The organism is Gloeobacter violaceus PCC 7421, from assembly GCF_000011385.1.
GTDB classification, from domain to species: domain Bacteria; phylum Cyanobacteriota; class Cyanobacteriia; order Gloeobacterales; family Gloeobacteraceae; genus Gloeobacter; species Gloeobacter violaceus.
In genome coordinates this window covers 3287616-3311694 of record NC_005125.1, presented here as the reverse complement: position 1 = coordinate 3311694, position 24079 = coordinate 3287616, and the positions used below count along the sequence as shown (strand labels likewise).

Sequence of the window (24079 nt, the reverse complement as noted above, 5' to 3'; positions counted from 1 at the left end):
GGATTGCCGACCGGCCGCTGTCTCCAGGCGCCATCAAGCCGCAACCGGGTAGCGGCGCAAGCCCGGCAGGGTAAGGCCCACTAGGACCAGCAGCGGTGCGGCCAGCCCGACCAGTCCCGGCAGCACGCGGCCTGCGACATCGCCCGTCAATTCTTCCTCGAAGCGAAACTTCGGCAGGCGGCCGATCTCGGCGGCAGTGACGGTCTGCTGCCGGAAGATGCGCGGCACGAAGTACCCCTGCCAGGTGCGGTGGTAGCGATCGACTTGCGCTTGGAAGTGGCGGTAGCGGCCAAGGCCGGTGCCGGCCAAGTCGTTGAAGACTTCCTGGGCGACGATGGCGGGTGAAAGATAGCGGTAGCGCTCCACCAGGGCCTGCTGGGCAAGCAACTGCCGGTCGTAGCGCTCCAGAACCGGAGCAATCGCCTTGTCGACCGTTTCGCGCACGGCAGTACTGCGCAGGGCAAAACTGCCCGGATCGACCCGGCTATCCTTGGGGGCCAGTTCGGGGTGATCTTCGTAGTAGCGCGCCAGCAGGCGGCTGCCCTGGGCGTTGGCGGCATTGGTGGCCTCGCGGACGGCCTGGATGAGTTCGACGCGCGAAGGTACCGGGCTTGCAGTGCTCACCGCCACATTGACCACCGCCGGGACGATCACGACCAACAGCAGCCACAGCCCCACCAGGACGACGGCGTTGGTGGGGGTGCGGCCCCCCGCAGCGTTGACGGCGACGGCCAGGGCGAACCAGAACATGCCGTACAGGATGACCACGAGCACCCACAGCCCCAGACGCAGCCGGACGCCGGGCTCGGCTGGATCCGCGCCGCCCAGGACGGCCCCCGCCAGCGATAGAACCGCCGCGAGGGCAATCACAATCCCGCCGCGCACCAGCACCTTGCCCAGCACGAGCATCGGCAGGCCCACCGGCTGGGAGAGCAGCATCGCCAGGGTACCCTCGTCGCGCTCGCCGGAAAGCAGGTTGTAGCCCAGCGCCAGGATGAACAGCGGCAAGAGATAGACAATCACAAAGGCCAGATCAAAGCGGCCCGCCAGCAGATTGGTAGGATTCTCCAGTTCGTTGTTCTGGATGAATGTCTGTTTGTTGAGGGTGCTGACTTTGAAATAGTAAGGGTAGAGATCGCTCTGGCCGACGGCGAGGGGGGCGAGCGGTCCCGGCGTCAAAGTCGCGTAGCGGGTGCCTTTGTTGTTGCCGACGGTGCGCGGCTGGCGCGGATCGGCGAAGGCGTCGCCCGTAAATCGAACCTTGCCCGATTCGATGTCGGCGATGGCCGATTGCAGCGTGTCCAGGCGGGTGATTTCTTCCTGCTGGGCTTGTGCCAGGGTCTGCCGCTGAAATTGCACCCAGCCGGTGCCGTTGATGAGGCCGTAGGCCACCAGTAGGGCAAATAGCCCCCCCACTGCCCAGATGACCCGCTCGGCCATCAGGTTGCGCCATTCGTGCTTGAGGATGGAAGCGAGCATCAGCCGGTCACCCGCAGGCGGGCGGCAGCAAAAACAGCCGCGGCGGCGGCCAGGACGATCCAGAATCCCAGGCCCAAAAGGCTCAAGCTCTGTTGGGCCAGCACCCAGCCCAGGGGCGGGGTGGTGTACTGAAAGTCGGAAACCGAGCGGTAGTCTGCAGCCGTAGCCCGGTAGCCGTCGTCTTTGTTGCGGGTCATCGCTTCGTTCATCGTCTTGATGAGCCCTCGGCGATACTGCTCGGCGGCGGTGGCAAAGTGGCGGTGCTGGGCAAAGTCGGTGCCGGACAATCCCATCGAGAGCGAGCGCACCGCCAGTAGCGGCGCTACGAACCCGCCCAGTTGGTGCACGGCGTTCTGCTCTTCGAAGCGCCGCCACAGTTCACCGAAGCGGCGGTCGTAGACCCGGTAGCCGTACTCTTCGCCCTCCTGCAGGGCGATACCCGCAAAATTGACGGGCAAATCTTCAACCCGGCTGGCAGCGTACTGCTGGAGCACGCGCTTTTCGAGGGCGGCGCGGCGGGCATCCTGGCTGTTGTGGCCGTCGATGCCGCCCGCCATATCGGTGGCGACCGTCTCGGTGAAGGTCAGGGCGGAAGGGACCGGGTACAGCCCGCGGGCCAGGTCGGTGACCAGGCGCGGAGCGACCAGACCCTGCACGATCCAGAAGCCCAAAAGCGCCACCAGCGCCAGCCTGGCCGATTTGGCCCAGGCGGAGACCGCGAGGCAGACCCCCACAAACAGCAAGTAGTACCCCAGATAGGCGGCACTCAACAGCGCCAAGCGGGGCAGGCTGGCCGCGAGCCCCCCCGGCCCAGCGGCCAGGGCCAGGGCACCGACCCCCAGGATCGTGGCGGGCACCAGCAACAGGCCGAGGGCCACGAGCATGCCGAGGGCTTTGCCCAGGGCGAGCGTCGGGGCGGGAACCCCGAGGCTCAACAGTTGCCGCAACGTTCCCTGCTCGCGCTCACCGGCAAACGCCCCGAACCCGAGCAGAATAATCACCAGCGGCAGCAGCAGTTGCAACACCGTGGCGGCGGTCAACTCGCCGAAGCGCTGTACCGCCGTCGCATCCTGGGCAGGGCGGTAGCGAAAATCGTTTTGTTTGTGCGCTTCGAGCCACACTGCCACTCCCACATAGTCGTCCACACCCTGATCGACAAACGACAGCGGCAATTTGGGCTTGAAGGCGTAGACCCCGTAGTGGGCGGCGGAGTGGGGATTTTTAGGCTCCTGGGCGAGCCACTGCGTTCGGGTGGCCCGCTGGGCGGCTGCGTGCTGGGCGCTCACGTCGCTGTAGTGCTTCCAACCCATTAGCAGCGAGACCACGAGCAGCCCCAATACAACGGTCGCCCCGGCCCGGAAGCGTCCGTCGCGCACCATCTCCAGGTACTCTTTGCGGGCAATGCGCCAGATCACCGCCGCACCTCCCGCACCCCGCCACCTGCCGAGGCGCCCACCATGCTCTCCAGATACAGCCGCTCCAGTTGCTCGTAGCTGAGATCTTCGGTACGGGCGGTCGTCACCAGCCGACCGGCATTCATAATTCCGACGCGCGTCCCCGCTTCTTTGGCCCGAAACAGGTCGTGGGTGGCCATCAGCACCGCCACCCCCTGCCGGCTCAGTCGCCCCAGCAACTCCGAAAACTCGTTGCTCGCCTTTGGATCGAGACCCGAGGTCGGCTCGTCCAACAGGAGCGCTTCAGCCTTTTTGGCGATGGCGATGGCGATACCGACTTTTTGGCGCATGCCCTTTGAGTAGGTGCCTACCCGCCGCCCGGCCGACTCCGCCGGTAACCCGACTTGCTCGAAAAAAGCCAGCAGCTCCGGGCGCGTATAGCGATCCTGACCTGCCAGAGCACTGAAATATTCGAGATTTTCCAGACCGCTCAGGTTGCGGTAGAGCATCACCTGCTCGGGAATGTAGGCCACAAAGCGCTTGGTCTCCAGCGGGTGGCGCTGCACATCGAGACTTTTGATTCGAGCCGTGCCGGCGCTCGGCGCAATGAAGCCCAAAAACAGACTGATGGTCGTCGTCTTGCCGGCACCATTGGGTCCGAGCAGACAGAAGACTTCGCCCGCCTCGATGCGCAGATTGAGTCCATCGAGGGACGGGACGGCCGTGCCGTAGTTCTTGGTCAAGTCGACGGCTTCGAGCATGGAGGCTCCCCTGGACAACGGTTGCTGTGATTTGCTTGCAATCTACTCAAGAACGAGAATCGTTGTCAAAGAACCGGATAGTTTTGGCGGGTGCGGCCAGCTTTTCAGAAACGTCCTGCTGTGCAAAAGCCACAGGCCCAACAAGACTAAGCCTCTGCGCGCAAAAAGTCTGTCCCCCGGGGGGGTATATCCCCAAAGTAGGGGGAAGGGGCACAATCTCCGTGGGCACATTAGAAAAGTTTTAATTTCTATGTCGGTACGCATTCGAACAAAGATTGGTACATATGCATTGTTTGTGCTGGCGGGCTTTCAGCTTGTCGGCGGGCTTGCGTCCGCCCAGATCATTCCTACCCGCGACAGCCTTGCCAAACCTTCCCAGGCAGCCCGCGATCTGCTTGCTGCTCCGACTGTAGGGCCAATCGCCCAGGTGCCTTCGACTCCCCAACCGGACGCCGCCGATCCGGACGGGGCAACCACTCTGGATGAAACCCTGGTGGAGGGAAGGCTCGCCCCCAGGCGATCGACGCCGGTGTTCACGATCACCAGAGAGGACATTCAAAAGAAGGCGGCGGTGAATCTGGCGGACGCGCTGCGGGGGGTACCGGGTTTTGCCATTAACGACGCCGGGCGCGGTGCGGATTTTCACAACGGCTCGTACTACCGGGGGGCGACGGTCAACCAGTCGGCGCTGCTCATCAACGGCCGCCAGATCAAAACCGGCCTCAACTCCAACCACGGCGCCACCGACTACAACAGCATCCCGGTGGAAGGGATCAAGCGCATCGAGCTGCTCGGTCCCGGTGCCGGCACAACCCTCTACGGTTCGGATGTGATCGGCGGCGTCATCAACATCATCACCGAGGAGGGACCGGCAGTCCCGACGTTTTCCGGCAGCGCCGAGTACGGCTCCTACGGCGAATCGATCTACCGCACCTCCTACGGCGGTACCAGCGAACGGCTCAAATACAACTTCGGCTATCAGAGCTACGGGGCCACCAACAACTTTCCGGTGCCGGTGGGTTCCACCAACCGGGGAGAGGATGGGCGGCTGATGAACGCCGACATGTACACCGCGAGCTACCAGGGCAGTGCCACCTATACCTTTGATCGGCGCAACAACCTGACGTTTGATTTATTCAAGAACCTGAGCCGCAAGGGCCTGATTATCGGCAACTCCAAAGACCGGCTCGATCGCGACGGTCTCAATGTCGGCCTCACCTGGCGGACACTGCTTGGGGAGGGCAACGACTCGGTGCTGGTCACCACCCTGGGCTACGTTGACGATTTTTTCAGCACCTACGGCCCGGTCCAGACCGACTACTTCAAGGCCGTGCAACTGGCCTCCAAGTTCTACCAGGCCCGCATCGACCACACCTGGCGCACCAGCCCGGGCAACACGCTGCGCTGGGGGGTGGACACCAGGCACAACACGCTGCTCAGCACCCAGAACAACACCAGCCCCGACCCGATCTTTTTTGGGCTGGGCGGCACCACCGACACGGCGATCACCAACACCGGCATCTTCGCCCTCGATACCTGGCAGATCGTGGAAGGGTTGCAGCTGGATCTGGGCCTGCGCCAGACCTTTGACAGCAAGTTCGGCAGCTACCTCAACCCGAGCGCCGGGTTGCGCTGGCAGATTATCCCGGAGGTAGCCCTGCGCGCCAGCTACGCTTCGGTGCAGCGCAACCCCGGACCGGACTTTTTGTTCTTGCCCGACGCGGCGGAAGGATTTTTGCCCAATCCCGACTTGAAGCCGGAGCGCGGCTCGGTCTACAACGCCGGTTTTGACCTGCGCTTCGCCGACAATCTCCGGGGCGAGGTCACCTACTTCGGCAGCCTTATCCAGGATCGCATCGGCAACGGACCGCTGCCGGCCGACCCGACCCTCACCCAGCGCACCAACATCGGCGCGGTCGGCACCAACGGCGTCGAGGCGGGGATCAAATGGCAGATCGATCCGCAGTGGTCGAGCTATCTGAGCTACACCTACACCAAGATCAAAATCGAGGAGGGCCGCTCCCTGGGCCTGTTGCGTTTTTTGCCCGAGTCGGTGGGGCAGGTGGGCGTGGGCTACGACAACCAGGGCCTGCAGGTGAACGTGTTCGTCAACTACAACAGCGGTGCGGCGCGCACCAATGCGCTCACCTCCTACACCACCCCCTTCGCCACGATCGACCTGCGCGCCGCCATCCCGATCAACCGGGCTTTGGCGCTGACGGTCTACCTGGCCAACCTGGCGGATGTGCAGTACGAGCGGGTCAACACGTTCTACTCGCCCGGTCTGACCTACCGCGTCGGACTGCAGACCAGCTTTTAGGTGTAATGCTTGAAAAGCACGAGGCGTGGAGCCGGAGCGGGTGGATACAGAATTGCCCATCGGTGGGGCCGGGGGAGATTGGCCGCGCCAGAACGAGCGGCCCAATCCGTCTGTTGTTTGCCAGGCAGACGCCCTGCACTGTGGACCAGCTTGTGCCACGATGCTCTTGCGCGATCGTGGCTTTTTGAACATTGACCAGGCCGCCATCGCCACCGTTTGCGGTGTACCGGTTGCTTTGGTTGATCTGGCAATGGCTGTCAACCAGCTCGTTCTCCCTTCGTTGGGGAAGTGGTTCGTCGGTGGTGTCGTCCGCCTACCCGGTGCTACTGACCAGCAACTATTACAAACGCTGAGTGCCGCTGGCTCCTGGGCCGCATTGCTGTGGCAACCAGGCCAACGCATCAGTCATTTAGTAGTTATTGACTAGTAGTTATTGACGGACTGACAGAGGAGCGCTTGGCAATCCGTGACCCCTGGCCACCCGGAACCACCTATGCCATGACCTGGCAAGACTTCCTAGAATGTTGGAGTCGGGGAGCCCTTTTCCAGAGGTGAAAACCGTGCCATTGCTGAACGTACAGCTGCTTGACATCCGGCCCACAGATACGCCGGGAGCATTCCTTCTCTTCCTTAAGATTGGCATGGATATTTTCCAATTCCGCTTCACCGTCAAGACAGTGCCTGTGGGCGGACACGATCTGCAGCTCATCCACGGCGAACACGTCTTCGAGCGAACCTTCCTGACAGGACCGAACATCTCAAGGGCAATCGCTCAGATTGTGGGGCAAGTGGCGACGGGCGAGGAGATTGACTTGCCTGTCTCCCTCGGTTCCTGGTCACCGGATCCACAACTCAACCGCAACTGGCACCATGACCTTGCTGGGCAACGGCTGCCACAGGCGGCTGGTTAGGCTGGTTCAAGGCTGCTGCCGAGTGAAACAGCGGTTGGCACCTCCCTAAAACCCTGCCAAAGGTAGAGGACAAGGCCGGACGAAGACGCCAATATTTGGCGGGCGTCCAGTTCAGTGCAGGCGGTAGTGCGTGCTAAAGTGTCCCTACCCAATTGAAGCACCGCCTCCACCGCCGTTGCCGCCGAGAATAGCTACCTATGAAGACGCCTAAGTTTTTGCTGCCGGTCGGCCTTGCCTGCGCGACCGTTCTGAGTTTGTTGAGCGCGTTTAATATGCCCAGTTGGGCCAACTTTAAAGACGCGCCGAAGGAGATCATCGACGAAGTCTGGCAGGTGGTCAACCGCGAGTACGTCGATCCCACCTTTAACAACCAGAACTGGCAGGAGACCCGCCGCAAGTACCTGGCCAAAGACTATAAAAGCCGCGAGGACGCTTACAAGAGCACGCGCGAGATGCTTAAGGGCCTGGGCGATCCGTACACGCGCTTTATGGACCCCAAGCAGTACGAGAGCATGAAAGTCGAGACCAGCGGCGACTACCAGGGGGTGGGTATCCAGCTGGGCCTCGATGAGAAGACCCACGAACTGACAGTAGTCTCACCCATCGAGGACACGCCTGCGTTTACTGCCGGGGTCAAACCCAAAGACGTGCTCCTTTCGATCGACGGCCGTTCCACCAAGGGCATGGATATCGATCAGGCGGTCAATTTTATTCGCGGCCAGGCGGGCACCAGCGTCGCGCTCAAATTTCGCCGCGAAGGCAAACCGCTCACCCTGTCGCTGGTGCGCACCCGCATCGAACTCAAACCCGTCAAATATTCGCTGCGCACCGAGGGCGACCGGCGCGTCGGTTATATTCGTCTGTCGCAGTTCAACGCCTACGCCGCCAAGGATATGGGCAACGCCGTGGCGAAACTCACCCGCGAGCAGGCCGACGGCTTCATCCTCGATCTGCGCAGCAACCCCGGCGGGCTTCTCTACGCCAGCGCCGACATCGCCCGGCTGTGGCTCTCCGAGGGCACGATCGTCTCGACGGTGGATCGCGACGGCCAGCGCGAGAGCATCACCGTGAGCCGCCCCGCCATGACCAGCAAACCCTTGGTGGTACTGGTGGACGGTGCTTCCGCCTCGGCCAGTGAAATTTTGGGCGGCGCGCTGCAGGACCATCACCGGGCGGTGCTGGTGGGCACGCGCACCTACGGCAAGGGGTTGGTGCAGTCGGTGCATTCGCTCTCGGACGGTTCGGGGGTGGCGGTGACCATCGCCCACTACCAGACACCCTCCGGCCGGGACATCAACAAAAAAGGCATCGACCCGGACATCAAAGTCGAGCTCACCAAAGAGATGGCCAAGAACCTCAAGGCCGACCAGGTGGCCACCCTCGCCGACCCGCAGTACGCCCGCGCCGTCGATGTGCTCGGCCAGCAAATCGCCGGGATGCCCGTCGAGCAGGTGGTGGCGGCGGCCGGCAAACCTTTCCCTGCCGAGCGCCAGCCGGTGGCCGCCGAGAACCAGACGCCGGTGGCGACGCCATGAGCGCGAGTCTGGGTGCGACGCGCTTCAGGCCGGATCTGCTGAGTCTCGACGACCTCGACGAAGCGCAATTGCACGCGCTTCTGACCCTCGCCCACCAGCTCAAGCGCGGCGAGCGGGTGGCGAACCTGCACGGCAAAGTGCTGGGGTTGGTGTTTCTCAAAGCCTCCACCCGCACCCGCGTCTCGTTTACGGTCGCGATGTACCAGTTGGGTGGCCAGGTGATCGACCTCAGTCCCAGCAACACCCAGGTGGGCCGGGGCGAACCGGTGCGCGACACCGCCCGCGTCCTGGGCCGCTATGTCGACGGTCTCGCCATTCGCACCTTCGCCCAGACGGAACTGGAGGAGTACGCCCACTACGCGGGGATCCCGGTCATCAACGCCCTCACCGACCACGAGCACCCCTGCCAGGTCGTGGCGGACCTGCTCACTATCCGCGAGAATTTTGGGCGGCTTGCCGGGCTCAAGCTCGCCTACGTGGGCGACGGCAACAATGTCGCCCACTCGCTGCTGTTGGGTTGCGCCAAGGTGGGCATGTCGATCGCGGTCGCCACTCCCGAGGGTTTTACCCCTGACCCGGCCGTGAGTGCGCGCGCCAGTGAAATTGCTGGGCGCACCGGTGCCGAGGTGCAGATCCTGCGCGACCCGTTCGAGGCGGCCCGGGGGGCGCACATCCTCTATACCGACGTCTGGACGAGTATGGGCCAGGAGGCCGAGACCCAGCACCGGTTGCAATTATTCGAGCAATACCAGATCAACGCGGCGCTGCTGAACTGCGCCGCAGCGGAGGCGATCGTGCTGCACTGCCTGCCTGCCCACCGGGGTGAGGAGATCACCGACGAAGTCATGGAAGGCCCCCGCTCGCGCATCTGGGATGAGGCCGAAAACCGGCTGCACGCCCAGAAGGCGGTACTCGCAGCGCTGATGGGCGGCCGGTAGTTGCAGGCAAGCGGATGAGTGATGTGGACGGCACGGCGATTGTCATTTGCGACGGCCTCTATGCCACCGGCAGCGGCAAGACGGCCCACGGCCTGGTGCGCGAGGGCGAGCGGTACAAAATTCTGGCGGTGATCGACGAGCCGACCGCCGGGCAGGATGCCGGGCAGGCGCTCGACGACCGCCACCGCAATATTCCGATTTACGCCACGATCGCCCAGGCCCTTGCACAGCTCCCGGTACGCCCCGATTACGCCGTGGTCGGCATCGCCACCAATGGCGGCAAGCTCACCCTCAGCCTGCGCGCTCAGCTGCGCGAGGCGCTCGAAGCCGGGATGCACATCGTGAGCGGCCTGCACGAGTACGCTTCTGACGACGCGACCCTGGCTGGGACTGCCAAGCGCCTGGGCCTCACGATTACCGACATCCGCAAGCCCAAACCTAAAGATCAATTCCACTTCTGGACCGGCAAAATCGAGGCGCTTTTGACCCCCCGCATCGCCGTGCTGGGCACCGACTGCGCCCTGGGAAAACGCACCACCAGCCGCTTTTTGCTGGACGCTTGCACCAAAGCGGGGATCCGCACCCAATTGATCTTCACCGGCCAGACCGGCTGGATGCAGGGTGCTCCCTGCGGTTTCGTGCTCGATTCGGTGGTCAACGATTTTGTGAGCGGCGAAATCGAACACGCCATCTTGAGCTGCGCCGAGCGCTTTGCCCCGCAACTCATCTTGCTCGAAGGCCAGTCGGCCCTGCGCAACCCCGCCGGTCCCTGCGGGTCCGAATTTATCCTCTCAGGCGGAGCGCGCGGCGTTATCCTCCAGCACGCGCCGGGAAGGCTCTGTTTCAGCGGCTTCGAGGCGCAAGGCATCCGCATCCCGCCCATCGCTGAGGAGATCGCCCTCATCGAGCTGTTGGGAGCCCGGGTTCTGGCAGTCACACTCAACGGCGAAGCACTGACGGGCGACGAACTTATCCGCGCTCAGAAGCAACTGGTGGAGCAGCTGGCCTTGCCGGTGGTGCGCCCCCTCGAAGAAGGTATAGGCGCCCTGGTGGAACCGATCCGGGCATTCCTCCGTGCGGAGACGGCCCGGTGAAAATCGCCCAGGCCACCGCCCGGGTGGAGGCGTTCGCTCTGGTGCGGCCCTATACCATCGCCCTGCGGCACGTCGGCACCGTCGAGAACGTGATCGTGCAATTGCAGACCGCATCGGGGCTGATCGGTCTGGGGGCGGCTTCTGCGGCTGCGGACGTGACCGGCGAGAGCGATCAAGCCTGCCGCGAAGCGCTATTGGGCGGAGCGATCGGCTGGCTGGTGGGCGAGGACATCCGAGAATTGCCGAAGCTCTGCCGGCGGCTGGGCGAGCGGATGGCAGGCAGGCCCGCCGCGCGGGCGGCGGTCGATATCGCCCTGCACGACCTGTTGGCCCAGCACCTGGGGGTGCCGCTGGTGGCGATGCTGGGCCGCGTCCACACCGGCCTGCCCACCTCGATCACCATCGGCATCAAACCCCTCGACGAGACGCTCGCCGAGGCCAGGGAGTATCTCGGGCGGGGTTTTCGTATCCTCAAAGTGAAGACCGGCCTCGATCTCGAAGGGGACATCGAGCGGCTTGCCCGCCTGCGTGAACAGGTGGGCGACGCCGTTCACCTGCGCGTCGATCCTAACCAGGGCTACAGCATCGCCGAGGTGGAGCAGTTCGTGCGCCGCACGGCGCATCTATTTCTCGAATTTCTGGAGCAGCCCATCCCCGCCGGGGACATCGCCGCCCTGCGCGCCTTGCCCCCCGACATCCGCCTCCGCATCGCCGCCGACGAGAGCTTGCTGGATGAACGGGACGCGCTGAAGCTGCTGACTCCCTCCCCAGCCTGCGGCATCTTCAACATCAAACTGATGAAGTGCGGCGGCATCCGCCCGGCTCTAGCCATCGCGGGCCTGGCGGAAATCGCCGGGATCGAGTTGATGTGGGGCTGCATGGACGAGAGCATCGTCAGCATCACCGCGGCGCTCCACGCCGCCCTCGCCTGCCCCGCCACCCGCTATCTCGACCTCGACGGCAGCCTGGATCTAGCCCGCGACGTGGTGACGGGCGGTTTTGTGCTCAAAGACGGTTACCTATCCACCCGCGAAGCGCCCGGTCTGGGCGTTCAATTATTGTCATGAAAAAATGGCTGCCCGTTCTGCTGACATTGCTGCTGCTCTGCACAATGACCATTCCTGGCCGGGCCGATGCGATCGACGATTATGTCCAGAACCAGATGCGCGAGCAGCGCATTCCTGGTTTGTCGCTGGCGATCGTGCAGAACGACCGCCTCGTCAAGGCCAAAGGGTACGGCCTGGCCAACGTCGAATTGAACGTCCCGGTCGCTCCCGAGAGTGTCTTTCAGTCGGGCTCGGTGGGCAAGCAGTTCACGGCCACCGCGGTGATGCTGCTGGTGGAAGAAGGCAAAATCAATCTCGACGACAAGATCGGCCGTTATCTGGCGGGAGCGCCGTCCGCCTGGCGGGGGATCACCGTTTGTCATCTGCTCACCCACACCTCGGGCATCAGAGATTACGAGGGCGAGAACGGACCGGCCATCGATTTTCGCCGCGACTACACCGACGAAGAACTGGTCGCCCGGGCCGCCGCCATGCCCCTCGATTTTGCCCCGGGTGAAAAGTGGAAGTACAGCAACACCGGCTATGTACTACTGGGGATCATTGTCAAAAATGCCTCGGGACAGTTCTATGGGGATTTGCTCGACGAACGGGTCTTCAAACCCCTCGGCATGCAGGCCACCCGGGTGATCACCGAGGCGGACATCGTTGCCAACCGCGCCGCCGGCTACCGCCTGGAGAACGACGCCCTCAAAAATCAAGCGTATGTTTCCCCGTCGCTCAATCGGACCGCCGACGGCTCGCTCTATCTGACGGTGCTCGACATGGTCAAGTGGGACGCAGCCCTCTACACCGAAAAACTACTCAAAAAGTCCAGCCTCGAGCGGATGTGGACGCCGGTGACGCTCAACGACGGCAAGACGTACCCTTATGGCTTTGGATGGGCGCTCGGATCGGTGGCCGGGCGCCGCCTCATCGAGCACGCAGGGCAGTGGCAGGGATTTACCGCCCACATCGCCCGCTACGTCGACGACAAACTCACCGTCATCGTCCTCACCAATCTGGCGCAAGCCAACCCGTCGCCCATTGCCCACGGGATCGCCGGATTGTACGTTCCAACTCTAGGACAACCTCAATCTTCCGCCGGCCGTTGACGGATTTTTCGCGGCGACCCATGTAAAGTTGGGCATAGATGCAATGCCACGCAAGATTCATCGGATTGTTTGTCTATGAAGTACTTTTTTTTGGCTGAAGGGTGGAGAGTTGGCCGCGTGTGGGATAGCGCAGGGGTTTGGGATGATCTGGTGCAGCGGCGCAAACCCCAGCTTGAGCGCATCAACCTGGGGATCATCGAGCAGGGAGAGACTTTCTGGCTCTACCGGACTGAAGAAGCGGTGGTGATGGTCGAAGTGAAGCGCACCGAGCAAACCACCAACCCCGCCGTCCAGGGCATTGCCCAGGTGCTCCTCAAGCGCCTCATCGACGCGCGCGAAACGCTCGAAAGATTGAGCAAGGCAGAAGTGATTTTCAACGCCTGCGAACCCCGCGTGCCACTCACTTCCTCCAAAGAAGAGAGCGGTCGGATGCGTTGAGCGGAGGCACGCTCCACGCACCCTGGCGACTTGCACAAAGCCTGTCAGGGTGCGGACGAGTTGGATGCCGAACAGCCCAAAGCAAGCCGGACCATTGGACGCTTTGCAGTACTCGCTTCAGCAGATCCGAGGCTCCAATTCGCTCTCGGGTAAGAGGACCGCAGTTTCATCGCCCAGACGGCCCCGGTCGGCCTGGCCGAATTCCATTTCGACAATATAGTCCCAGGTGCCTTTGATGAAGTGGCAATCTCTAATTCGTCCTGCTCCTCCAAGGAAGGAGACGGACTGATTTTCCTGATACCTGGGAGGTATTAAAGCCGAATTTTCCGTCATCGATTCACCTCAACTATTCAAGCAAGCTACTTGAATGCTGGATCGCGCCCTTTGGGTTTGCTTTTGAGGGTTTCAACAACAACCAGCAAACAAAGAAAAAGCAAGCCGTAAATAGGAGGACCAAGTCGATTGCCGAAAGATAACCATCGGACAGCGCGACGGTTGTCCTTTCGCATAGCCCAAAGCACCACCCGACGATCCCTAGCGCCCAGACTCCCTTTTGCAATGTGTTGAGAAAAAGTGTCGCTTCAAGCGACTCATTGTCCTTCATCGTTAGGCTCCATACCCACTTTTTTGATTGTTAGCGCCCATCGGCAATCGAAAAGGATGGATTGCTCCTGACAAGATGTTCTCTGGGAGAGTTTTCTGTGCTCTTTTCGACTTTCCAACCCACCCGGATAAGCTTTTGATAAGTCGCCCACCCTTTGGCACCCCCCGGTTCGCGATAGTCGGGAACCATCAAGTGTTGCCACTCTGTGTAGGGTGTCCAGGGCTGGCTTGGAAGCATGCGCAGATGAAGGATTTTTCTGGGATCGGGCGAATTGCTGACCCTCAACCAACACATTTGTCCGTCCATAAATAATTCCCTCCCAAATGACAGATCAACGGCCGACACTTAAGCGATGGGTACCGTGCACACCGACTTGCTGAGCAAGCACCGTGTAGCCGGAAGTCTGAATCTGATGGAGTGCTTTTTTTAGCGCATACTTCTGGTTGACGGCATCGATGAATTCAGTCGGATTGTGGTAGCGGGCTACGCCCTGAAGATCTCCCACCAGGTCGAGATTGCCTTCGGCGTTTAGAGCCCAACCGAGATCGTATTCACCGGCAAGAACGGCTACCACGTCGGCACGAAAATTTCGACCACAACCACCGCGGGCTTCGGCGTCGATTTTGACCTGCACACCCAGGTCTTGCAAAGACGCGATCAAAAGTTGGACGTTATTCAATTTGGTCGGTAAAGTGCTCAAGTGAGACATAATCAAGTTCCTTTGTGATCTCAATGTGTTTCGTTGAAGGTGTTGCCCAGATGGCAAGATCTATCTGCTTGTCGGAACGGATCTACCACCTCAAGCGGTGGCGGAGCCAGTTATTTAAACTTTTTACTCAGGTCAAGGCCGTGGATCCAGACAGCGGCCTCCCTTACTTTGGGTTTTGCAACAGGGCAGATTGCGCCCTTCTCGGGCCAGGGCATCCTACCTTGCGCATTCTTGATTGTCGGCCTCGGTTCTGGGAGTCCGGGTCGGTGCGGCACCAGGGCTGGAGCTGCCGAAGGTATTGCCTCACTGCCCAAGAAAGGACTATTTGATTGCTAAGCGAAGGCGTATTGTGGAGAGCCGGAAACAGGCCAAATACCGCAAAACCGATGGAAATCTTGCTCAGGGTATATCTCCGATTCAATGTCTAATCCTGTTCAATACGTCGCGCACGACACTCTAGCCCCCGAACTCCCAGGGCAAACAGGTAGCAAAGATGATTGAAATCCGTTTTTGTTTGATTGAAATCTACTTTTGTGATTGTCGATAGTAGTTTTAATCTAGGCTCCTGCGCAGGCCATCGCATCTGTCGGCAGAAATAACTCCAAGTACGTGGGATTCACAAACATAGCTGGAAACCGTTTGGCTCCTGTCTCGCTAGAAATCGCCATGTTCACAGCAGACCGGACGGAGCCGGTTTTCAAGACCTTATGAATAGCAGAACCCGATCGCACCGCCACGTGAGCAGAGCCGCCGCGCTATCCGCATCTACTGGATCTTCTGTCCTTCCCAGGGGTTTACCACCCTTGCTCCGAACATCTGAAAGTGGCGCAGATTGCGCGTAGCAACCGCCAGACCGTGGCGGGCGGCTGTTGCGGTGATCAAGCCGTCGACCGTCGGCACAGTGATTTCAGCTTGTGTAGCGGCAGCGACACTCTTACCCCAGATTTCTATAGCGCGTCCTGCACGAAGGCGGGTTTGCGCTCTGCCTCCAGGGTGCCGCGCGACTGCTGCTCCCGTTCGATTGCTTCAAAAAGCGACTGAAAGTTACCTTCGCCGAAGCCGAGGGCTGTTCCCTGGCGCTCGATAAATTCGAAGAACAAGGTCGGCTCCGCGAACAGCGGTCGGGTAAATATTTGCAAGATTCGTCCTTCGCTTTCGTCCTGGTCGACGAGGATGTGCAATCGGCGCAAGGTCTCCATGTCCAGACCGGCCAGATCGACGCGATCTCCAAGGCGCTCGAAGTAGGTAGCCGGGGCGTCGAGAAATTCCACCCCCAGGGTGCGCAGGTGGTCGACCGTGTGGGCAATATTCGTCGTGCGTAGGGCAATATGCTGCACTCCCGGGCCACCGTTGGCCTCCAGAAATTCGCTCACCTGGGAGTTGGCAGTCAGCGGGGCATTCAGCGGCAGGCGCACGCGATGGGCAGAGTCGGTGAGTACCCAGCTTTTGAGGGCCGAGTGGGGGGTGGAAATTTCAAAGTAGCGGCTCGCTTCGAGCCCAAGCACCTGCCGGTACCAGTGGATGGCAGGCTCGAAGGCTTCGGTGCCGAGGTTGAGCACGACGTGGTCGATCCCAGCCAGCTCGCGGCGCAGCGCGGCGCCCGGCAGGGGAAGAAAACCCGGCGGCAGATCGCCCGGCTGGGGAGGCGCGAACGTATGGGTGATCCCCGCCGGCCCCACGATTTGTCCGGTGGCGGGCAGGCGACCGGGGAGAGCGCCGGGGCCACCCGGAAACGCTTCCGTCCAAAAAGCGACATCGGCGATCCCCTGGGGGTGGCCATCGAGGTACCGCTGCACCGGACCGGTCGCTCCAAGCGCCTCGCTCACCACCAGCAGCGCACCGCCATTGCGTATCGCAAGACTAAAAGTATTACAATCCTCGAAGCAGCCCACCGGGGTAAAGCCCATCTGGGCGCAGAGGCGATTGGCGCTCGCCTGTGCCGACTCGACGAACAACTCCATCCAGGCGAACCCCAGCAGCATTATCCCTCCGCCTTTTGGGCCGCGAACACGCCGAAGCGCACCAGCCCCCGCGCGTAGCTGCGCCGCATCAACTGCATGGCGAGCGCGCCTTTGATTACCGTCGGTCCCTGGGCGATCACCTTCCACAGCACCGCCGGTTCGAGGGCCGAATCGATGACCAGCGACCAGAAGCGGGCCACCCGATCGGACCAGTCGGTGGTCCGAATGCCCGAGAACCCCGTCTCACCAAGCAACTGCGTGTAGCTCTCGATCGAGAGGATGTAGGGCAGGTGGTAGATCCGGTAGATCGCCCCGAGCCATTTTTGATCCCGCGCGTCCAAGGCGCCGTGGCGACAGCACCAAGTCACAAACACGAAGCGGCCGCCGGGCCTGAGCACCCGGTGGCATTCGCGCAAAAATTGGGCCTTGTCGGCCATGTGCTCACCGCTTTCGAGCGACCAGACCAGGTCGAACCGGCCGTCGGCGAAGGGCATCCGGTGGGCGTCGGCCACCTGAAAGTGCGCGCGCCCGTCCAGATGGTGCTCGCGGGCGCGCTCGGCGGCGCGCTTACACTGCACGGGGCTGAGGGTGATCCCCTCCACCCGGGCGCCGAAGCGCTCCGCCAGAAACAGACTGCTGCCGCCGATGCCGCAGCCGACATCGACGATCGACTCGGCCCGGTCGATCCCCGCCCAGTCGAGGAGCCTGACGACCAAATCCACCTGGGCGACGCGGCGATCTTTGTCCGCTTCCCCCACTTCCCAGTGGCCGTGGTGCATGTGCTCGCCCCAGACCTCCTCCCACAACCCGGAGGACGCGTCGTAGAACCGCCGGATATTTTCGTTGAGAACCGTTCGCTCGCCCATTGCCGCCTCATCTAACAAGAAATACGCCACTCACCGTCCCACGGACCGCCGCCGGTCTCCAGCCCTCCCAGAGGTGTCCGTCCGTCGAACAATACTGCCCGGTCGCCCCAGCGCCGCTCCAGGCGCACCCGCACCTCCCCCTTGAGGGTGTCGCGGCACACGAAGCGCGAGCCGTTCGCCGTCGGTGCCAACAGCTCGATGCCGCCCTCCGGGGCGACGGTGCCGCTGACTTCGATGCGGTGGCGCTCCGAGAGCGCTTCGATGTGCCAGTGGCCCCAGGGCGTGACGGTACAGGTGAGCTTTTCCTGCCCGGCCGTAAACCGGTAGAATCGCCCGGCCCAGTAGAAGCCGACCATCGCCACCGATTCTTCCCACCACAGCACCCCGCGCCGTCCGCCCCCCGCCACCAGCGCCGCGCCCGGGGAACCCTCGAAGGCGTTGGCCTGCACCCAGAACCACTGGGTGGGAAAGGCTCCGCCCCAGTTTTTTTCGCCGTAGGCGGGGGCGCCGGTGAAAGTATAGCGCCGTCCTCGCCATTCGATCCAGCCCTCCGCCAGGCCGTCGGCCATCAAGATTTGCCAGCCGGGTTCGAACACCGGCAGGTACGACAGCCAGCCCATCGTCGCCACCGGTCGCCCCGGTGCTCCCCAACCGTGCACCGGCCGGAGCCGGTAGCACCAGCGGGTGATCTCTCCTGTCTCGTCCTCGATACAGCCCTGGTTGAGGCTGTCGGTGGCCTGGTAGCCCCGGCGCACTTTCGCTTCAAAATCCTCCGGCTCCAGATACCCCGCCGGTCCGGGCGGATCTTGCCGGTGGCCGAGGGCAAGGCGGTCGGGGGTGGCCCAGAAGCCCTCCACGCCCCCAAAGAGTTGGTAGGTGCGGCCGTCTTCAGGACCGAGCACCTGGGCAAAACCGCCGCTGGTCGGCGCTCCCCCGGCCGGGTCTTCGATTGCGTACATAAAGGCGAACGATTCGCCCTCCTCAGCAAGGCTCACCCGGTAGTACCAGCCTTCGAAGAAGCGGCGATTGCGGGGCGACAGCAGCGAACCCGGCCAGTGGTAGCCGCTATGGGGGGTGGTGAGGACGGCGGCGGGAAGCGGCATGGTGCAGGTGCAGGTGTGGGTGATCGGCCAACATTTCAATTTAAAACGCCGATTCCCTCCCTTCGCCCGTCCGGGGTTGAAAAATGCCGCCCCCTGGGACTGCCGGGTCATCTTCAGGAGCGGTATCGTATGGGGGCGTTCTTAACTCTGTAGAATTGCGGGAGTTCGTCCGTGTCCCCATATCGTGTCACACTGATCCGCGGCGATGGGATCGGCCCGGAAGTGACGCAGGCAGCCCGGATCGTGCTCGACGCCACCGGGATCGACTTTGAGTGGGTCGTGGTCGATGCCGGCGCCGAGGTGATGGAGAAGTCCGGCACACCCCTTCCGGCCCCAGTGATCGAAGCGGTGCGCGCGAGCGACGCCGCCATCAAAGGCCCGATCACCACCCCCGCAGGTTCGGGCATCCGTTCGGTCAACGTCGCCTTGCGTCGGGCCCTCGACTTGTACGCCAACCTGCGCCCGGCCCGCACCCTGCCCGGGGTGCACTCGCGCTACGACAATATCGATCTGGTGGTCGTGCGCGAAAATACCGAGGACCTCTACAGCGGCATCGAGTTTGAAAAAAATTCTCCCCAGGCTCTTGAAGTAATCGAGATGCTCATGCGCCTGGGCGGCAAAAAAATCTTTCCAAGATCCGGCCTTGCGGTCAAACCAATCTCCAGCGAGGCGAGCGAGCGGATCGCCCGCTTCGCCTTCGAGTACGCCCGCCGCCACGCCCGCCGCAAAGTTACCGCCGTCCACAAGGCGAATATCTTGAAGCACACCGACGGTCTGTTTCTGGAGGCTGCCCGCCAGGTGGCTTCGGAGTATCCGGATGTCGAGTTTGAAGATCGGATCGTGGACAACCTTTGCATGCAACTCGTCCAGAGGCCGGAATCCTACGACGTCCTGGTGCTGCCCAACCTCTATGGCGATATCGTCTCGGATCTGACCGCCGGGCTGGTGGGCGGTCTCGGGGTGGCGCCGGGGGCCAATATCGGCGATCGCAGCGCCGTCTTCGAAGCGATCCACGGCTCGGCGCCGCGCTACGCCGGTCAGAACAAGGTCAATCCCTCGGCACTCATCCTGAGCGGCGCGCTGTTGCTTCGGCACCTGGGCGAGCAGGAGGCCGCCGTGCGCGTCGAGCAGGCCGTGGCCGCCGTGATCGCCGAAGGCCGCAGCGTTACCTACGACCTGGCCCCGGCGGGAGCGACCCCCGCCGGTACCCGCCAGATGGCCGAGGCGATTGCCCAGAAGGTAGCGGGCTGAGGAGGGTCAGCGGGCGATCCGCAGGGAGTCGGTCTGGGAGGCGAGCGGATTGTCCGGCAACACAAAGAGCAGCCCCGCATCCGAGGGGGAGGCTCCGGCATTGGTGCGCTCGACGGTGAAATCGACACTGGCCGTACCCAGGGCCGGCACCGCCACCGAGGTGGCCGCGGCGGCCGTCACCCGTTTGGCCGGTGTGAAGGCGTACAGCCCGGAGTCGGGGGCGAGGTCGGTTTGCCCGAAAAACCCCAGGGCTGTCGAGCCGGTGACCGCTCGCAACTGCAACCGGGTCTCAGCGGTGGCCCCGATTGAAGCTGCCAGGACCGGCAGCACCAACTGGCCGGCGTTGTAGTTGAGCTGGGTGTAGAAGTCCGCGATCAATAACCCCGTAGCCGCCTCCAGGATGTAGGTGACATTCTGGCCGGTGGTCGCCCCGGTCAACAGTTCCAGGTCGTAGTTGAAGACGAAGTAATCGGCGATGCCGTCGCCGGTAACATCGACGTCGATCTGCACCGGTGCATTGCGCGGGTTGGTGAACGGCCGGTACAGGCTCACTGCAAATTCGATCGTCTCGGCGGTGTCGCCCGTGGCGGGCAAAAAGCGCAAACCCACCTCTTTGATGTCCGTGTTGATGGCGTTCTCACCTGCTTCAGGGCCGGGTAGATCCTGCGGGTCGCTGCCTGCGAGGTTGAAGACCTGGGCGGTGGTAGCGGCCACACCCGCGTTGACAAGGACTGCTTTTGGTCCTGCCTGGCTGCTGGCCTGGACCTCGGAGCCTTTGCGCGGCAGGAGCAGGTAAGGGAGCGAGACCGTATTGTCGGCCCCGCCGTCGATGGTGATGTAGCCGTCCTGCTCAAAGGCGCTGAAGGCGGCGGTGTCGTTGCCTCCAAGACCCGCGTCGAGACCGCCTGCCGGCAATAGGTCGCTGCGCACGTTGACGGTGACAGCAAAGGTGCGCGTCTGGCCTGCGGGTACGCTGAGCGTGTCGGGCACCTGGAAACTCACCCCTTTGCCCGCATCCTCCGGGTAGCGCGGTTGTACTGAAAGGGTATAAGTTTTCGCACTGCCGGACAGGTTCTGAACGGCGACAGTCCGCGTCAGAGTCTCGGACTTTGGGAAGACCCGGTAACCCAGCGACAGCGAAGCCGGCCTGGCCGGATCGGCGGCGTCGAAGGCAAGCGTCTGCAAATTGGCGGCCCGGTCCGCCTGCACCCGTCCTGCGCCCTGGCGGGCGATGGGCACCACCGTCCCCGCCGCTTTGTCGGCGAAAACTTGTGGATTGGCACTGTTCATCAAAGCGGTTTTGACCTGGTTGGGGGTGTAGGCGGGGTACTTGGAGAGAACGAGCGCCGCAACGCCGGAGGTCACCGGAGCGGAGTTGGAGGTGCCGCCAAATTCCGCTCCGAGGTTGCCGGTACCGATGTTCGCTTCAAAGGTGTTGGTCGGGGCGGTGATGTCGGGTTTGATCCGGTTGAGCGCCGGGCTCGGGCCGCGCGACGAAAAATCGGCAATTTGATCGAAGTTGGGATTGGGAATCGACAACTGGGGGATAAAGGTGGCCGTCAGGCCAGGATCGCCCGCAAGGGCCGCTTTGAGGGTGGTGCCCTGCTCCTGGTCGATGATGAACGACGGGATGGTTACCAGCGAAGCCGCCGCCCCCGGGGCCATGGTGAGCACACCTGGGGCGTTGTTGACGATGAGCCCGGCGAGCGCGCCTGCCTGCTGAAGGTTGTAGACTTTTTCAGAAAATTCGCAATCGCCGCGATCGGCGATGCCGGTGCTGCCGCTCAGATCGGCAATCGGCGGCTCGGCGGGAGCGGGCGGATTCTGGTTGGGCGGATTGCTGCAGGCGAGGTTGATCTCGGCGCTGCCCGCGAGTTTGAAGGTGGTGGTCAAAGGCTCCGTCAGCGCCGGGCCGAACTGGGCGACGCCCAGTTGATAGGTGACACCCAGAGTAGGCACTTCCAATCCCGGTCCGATGTTGAGCGGCGGCAGGCTCGCAGCCACCCCGATCACCGTCTCCGTCGAACCGGGAGTGCCCGTGGCGTAAGGAAGATCGCCGCTGTTGCCGGCGGAGGCCACGACGACCACACCCGCCTCCACCGCGTTGCGCACCGCCTCCGATAGATCGTCTACGGAGGGGTCGAAGAAGGCCGCCCCCAGCGAAAGGTTGATCACCTTGCGCACCGGGTTCGGGTAGCCGGGGAAGGCCCCCGAGACATCGAAGGCGACCGCCGCTTCGATTGAGTTGAGCAAAGCGCTGCCTTCGCAACTGGCGCTGATTCGGCTGCAGCCGCGGTAGGCGAGCACCTTGGCCCCGGGCGCGGTTCCTCCCGCCAGCCCGCTTTGCGGCAGCGGCAGGCCCGCCGAGGCTGAAGAGACTGCTGTGCCGTGACCGGCAAAATCGGTATCCGTCTGTTTGTTGTCGACCGGATCCGGATCGGGGGTGACCGCAAGCCCGCCCGGATCGGCGGAATTACCGGTCCAGGTCTCGCCCAGATAATCAAAACCACCGATGACCTTGGCGTTCGGAAAATCCGGCGAATCACCGACGGCAAGCGGAGCCGAACCGCTCACTGCCGCCTGATAGGCGGCGACGGTGCCCGTACCTCCCAGGGCCGCGTGGGTGTAATCGACCCCCGAATCGACCACCGCGATCACCACCCCTTCGCCGGTGATCCCGGCCTGCTGCAAAGCTGTGGTGCCGATCAGTTCGCCGACGCTTCCAGGCGGGCTCTGATCGGGACGGTAGACGCGCGCCGGACGCACCGATTTCACCCCGGCCAGTCGCCGAATCTGGGGAATGCGCTCTTGGGCCACCTCGACGACGGCGGCGTTGAGTACATTCGACAGCACACTTTGCACCCGACCGCCGAGCCGCTCGATTTGCTCCAGCCGCGCAGCGCGCAGCCGGGCAAGCTGCTCGCCATAATCCCTGGCTTCGGCGCTGCGCAAGTCGGCGCCCCGACGCATTAGAACCGTCGGTTTTTCGACAAACTGGACGATCGCGCGCACCCGGCCCTGAGAGTCCGCGGGCACCACTCCCCGCCCGGCAGAGGAGCGCAGCAAATTTTGGGTCTGGGCAAACGGCACTTTCTTTTGAAAACCGACAGGAAGGCGCTCTGCCGCCAACAGTGGGGACGTCGTCAATGGCAGGCTGACGGCCAGAGACATGGCGATGGCCTGAAAACGCAAGGCAGTAGTTCGGAATCTTTGGGCAGCAAAATTGGGTAGCAAAGTAAAGCTCACCGCGACTTCAATGGAAATTGAACCATAAAGTTCATACCGTATGCACGGATGTCGCTCAATCCTTGCAATCAAGTATGGACTGCCCACGCACAAGCAACCGACTCTATGACTGGTTTCCCGCAAACGCAAGGGGAGAAACAGTCCGCGCAAAGTCAGTCAAACTTGGTCACTTTTGATACAGATTAATCTTGGCGCCAATTGATCGCGCGCTCTGCCGGCTGCCGGTTCAAGCCTTGGGCACAGGGCGGTTTTGTAGGCGGGCAAAGATCATGCGGCCGGCGGAGGTCTGCAGAGCCGAGGTCACCGAAACGCTCGCCTGCTCGCCGATGTGGCCGCTGCCTTCTTCGATGACGACCATCGTGCCGTCCTCGAGGTAGGCGATGCCTTGATGGGGTTCTTTGCCTTCGCGCAGCACCTTCACCTGCAACAGATCCCCGGGCAGAAAGCGCGGCTTGAGCACGCTGGCCAAGTCATTGACGTTGAGGACGGTGAGCCCCTGCAGGTTGGCCACTTTGTTGAGGTTGAAATCGTTGGTGACAAGCGCCCCTTCGAGATCTTGGGTGAGGCGCACCAATTTGGCGTCGACGGTGGCAAGTTTCGGGTAATCGAGTTCGTGCAGGACGAGCCGCTCACCGAAGCCCGTCTGCAACTGGCTGAGGATGTCGAGGCCGCGGCGGCCCTTGGAGCGCCTGTCGGCGTCGGCGCTGTCGGAGAGCAATTGCAATTCGTCGAGCACAAAGCGCGGCACTACCAGATAGCCTTCGAGAAATCCGGTGCCCAGCAATTCTTCGAGCCTGCCGTCGATGATGCAGCTGGTGTCGACGATTTTGGGGCGGGCGTCCCCCCGGAACTGCCCCGACTCGGAGCCCGCATTGAGGCTGTTGAGATTGAAGCGCCTGAGCAGCGTGCGCCCGTGCACATCGGAGAGGGTCATGCCCAGGTACGCAAACACCAAACTCGCCAAAATCGACGCGAGAAATTTGATGAACGCGAGGGACTCGGGAAACGGAAACAAAAAGATGGGACCGAGCAGAAAGTTCGCGAGCAACAGACCGCCCACCAGACCGACCGAGCGGGTCAAAAGGGCGTCGGTGGGCATCTCGCGGATGTTGCGCTCCAGGCGTCGGTAGGCGGAGCGCACGACGGCCCCAAGGGCGGCACCGAAGACAAAACCGAACCCCAAAGTCACCCAGCGCACGCCGCTGATGTCGGCGTTTGCCGTCCAGGAGGAAGGCAGAAAAGCGATGCTGTTAAAGCCGATTCCTGCCCCTGCTAGGATGAAAAGGCAAACGATGGCGACATCTAACATCC

The 24079-nt window shown here is 62.6% G+C and carries 21 protein-coding genes; 10 read left to right on the top strand and 11 right to left on the bottom strand.

Annotated elements, in window-relative coordinates; all coding sequences use genetic code 11:
- Positions 1-33: 33 nt before the first annotated feature.
- The 3 genes from GLL_RS16020 to GLL_RS16010 are packed head-to-tail and all read right to left on the bottom strand — an operon-like array spanning position 34 to position 3634.
- Positions 34-1479, bottom strand: a complete 1446-nt coding sequence (locus GLL_RS16020; protein ID WP_011143099.1) for an ABC transporter permease — start codon at positions 1477-1479, stop codon at positions 34-36.
- Positions 1479-2894, bottom strand: coding sequence for an ABC transporter permease (locus GLL_RS16015; RefSeq protein ID WP_011143098.1), 1416 nt, complete (start codon positions 2892-2894; stop codon positions 1479-1481). Before GLL_RS16015 ends, GLL_RS16020 begins: the two co-directional genes overlap by 1 nt.
- Positions 2891-3634 carry an ABC transporter ATP-binding protein gene (locus GLL_RS16010; RefSeq protein WP_011143097.1) on the bottom strand — a complete coding sequence of 248 codons (744 nt, stop codon included), beginning with the start codon at positions 3632-3634 and terminating at the stop codon, positions 2891-2893. The genes GLL_RS16015 and GLL_RS16010 overlap by 4 nt, the downstream gene beginning before the upstream one ends.
- A 250-nt stretch (positions 3635-3884) precedes the next feature.
- Here GLL_RS16010 and GLL_RS16005 point away from each other — a divergent pair, with 250 nt between their 5' ends.
- From GLL_RS16005 to GLL_RS15965, 9 genes are all read left to right on the top strand, one after another.
- A complete protein-coding gene (locus GLL_RS16005) occupies positions 3885-5954 on the top strand; it encodes a TonB-dependent receptor plug domain-containing protein (protein ID WP_164929192.1) in 2070 nt (689 codons plus the stop codon).
- A gap of 160 nt (positions 5955-6114) precedes the next feature.
- Positions 6115-6381 carry a hypothetical protein gene (locus tag GLL_RS16000; RefSeq protein ID WP_164929191.1) on the top strand — a complete coding sequence of 89 codons (267 nt, stop codon included), beginning with the start codon at positions 6115-6117 and terminating at the stop codon, positions 6379-6381.
- A gap of 124 nt (positions 6382-6505) precedes the next feature.
- Positions 6506-6865: a hypothetical protein gene (locus tag GLL_RS15995; protein ID WP_164929190.1), complete on the top strand. Its 360-nt coding sequence runs from the start codon at positions 6506-6508 to the stop codon at positions 6863-6865.
- A 197-nt stretch (positions 6866-7062) separates the two neighbouring features.
- Positions 7063-8400: a S41 family peptidase gene (locus tag GLL_RS15990; protein ID WP_011143095.1), complete on the top strand. Its 1338-nt coding sequence runs from the start codon at positions 7063-7065 to the stop codon at positions 8398-8400.
- Positions 8397-9338 (top strand): ornithine carbamoyltransferase, encoded by a 942-nt coding sequence (gene argF / locus GLL_RS15985; RefSeq protein WP_011143094.1) that lies wholly within the window; start codon positions 8397-8399, stop codon positions 9336-9338. The genes GLL_RS15990 and argF overlap by 4 nt, the downstream gene beginning before the upstream one ends.
- 14 nt (positions 9339-9352) lie before the next feature.
- Entirely contained in the window at positions 9353-10432 is a 1080-nt protein-coding gene (locus GLL_RS15980) for a DUF1611 domain-containing protein (protein ID WP_011143093.1), read from the top strand.
- Positions 10429-11499, top strand: a complete 1071-nt coding sequence (locus GLL_RS15975; RefSeq protein ID WP_011143092.1) for a dipeptide epimerase — start codon at positions 10429-10431, stop codon at positions 11497-11499. The genes GLL_RS15980 and GLL_RS15975 overlap by 4 nt, the downstream gene beginning before the upstream one ends.
- Complete coding sequence (locus tag GLL_RS15970) at positions 11496-12590, top strand: serine hydrolase domain-containing protein (RefSeq protein WP_011143091.1); 1095 nt, start codon at positions 11496-11498, stop codon at positions 12588-12590. Before GLL_RS15975 ends, GLL_RS15970 begins: the two co-directional genes overlap by 4 nt.
- A gap of 117 nt (positions 12591-12707) precedes the next feature.
- On the top strand, positions 12708-13028 hold the full coding sequence (locus tag GLL_RS15965) for a hypothetical protein (protein WP_197530024.1): 321 nt from the start codon (positions 12708-12710) through the stop codon (positions 13026-13028).
- 346 nt (positions 13029-13374) lie between these two features.
- Here the strand turns inward: GLL_RS15965 and GLL_RS15960 are convergent, their stop codons facing one another.
- The 6 genes from GLL_RS15960 to GLL_RS15935 all read right to left on the bottom strand — a co-directional run bounded on the left by GLL_RS15960 (position 13375) and on the right by GLL_RS15935 (position 18271).
- On the bottom strand, positions 13375-13632 hold the full coding sequence (locus GLL_RS15960; protein WP_011143088.1) for a hypothetical protein: 258 nt from the start codon (positions 13630-13632) through the stop codon (positions 13375-13377).
- Between the two features lie 331 nt (positions 13633-13963).
- Complete coding sequence (locus GLL_RS15955) at positions 13964-14341, bottom strand: DUF1257 domain-containing protein (protein ID WP_011143086.1); 378 nt, start codon at positions 14339-14341, stop codon at positions 13964-13966.
- A gap of 765 nt (positions 14342-15106) precedes the next feature.
- Positions 15107-15223 (bottom strand): plasmid stabilization protein, encoded by a 117-nt coding sequence (locus tag GLL_RS15950; protein ID WP_193345472.1) that lies wholly within the window; start codon positions 15221-15223, stop codon positions 15107-15109.
- Positions 15224-15288: 65 nt separating this feature from the next.
- Entirely contained in the window at positions 15289-16323 is a 1035-nt protein-coding gene (locus tag GLL_RS15945; protein WP_011143084.1) for a VOC family protein, read from the bottom strand.
- On the bottom strand, positions 16323-17168 hold the full coding sequence (locus GLL_RS15940) for a methyltransferase domain-containing protein (RefSeq protein ID WP_011143083.1): 846 nt from the start codon (positions 17166-17168) through the stop codon (positions 16323-16325). Before GLL_RS15940 ends, GLL_RS15945 begins: the two co-directional genes overlap by 1 nt.
- An 11-nt stretch (positions 17169-17179) precedes the next feature.
- The gene (locus tag GLL_RS15935) at positions 17180-18271 is read right to left on the bottom strand and encodes a tocopherol cyclase family protein (RefSeq protein ID WP_011143082.1); all 1092 of its coding nucleotides are present in this window, start codon (positions 18269-18271) and stop codon (positions 17180-17182) included.
- 171 nt (positions 18272-18442) lie between these two features.
- Between GLL_RS15935 and GLL_RS15930 the strand changes: the two genes are divergently transcribed.
- Positions 18443-19522 (top strand): isocitrate/isopropylmalate dehydrogenase family protein, encoded by a 1080-nt coding sequence (locus GLL_RS15930; protein WP_011143081.1) that lies wholly within the window; start codon positions 18443-18445, stop codon positions 19520-19522.
- Between the two features lie 6 nt (positions 19523-19528).
- On the opposite strand, the gene GLL_RS15925 is transcribed toward GLL_RS15930, so the two are convergent.
- Positions 19529-22693, bottom strand: a complete 3165-nt coding sequence (locus GLL_RS15925) for a S8 family serine peptidase (protein WP_011143080.1) — start codon at positions 22691-22693, stop codon at positions 19529-19531.
- Between the two features lie 301 nt (positions 22694-22994).
- On the bottom strand, positions 22995-24077 hold the full coding sequence (locus tag GLL_RS15920) for a PIN/TRAM domain-containing protein (protein ID WP_011143079.1): 1083 nt from the start codon (positions 24075-24077) through the stop codon (positions 22995-22997).
- Positions 24078-24079 lie beyond the last annotated feature (2 nt).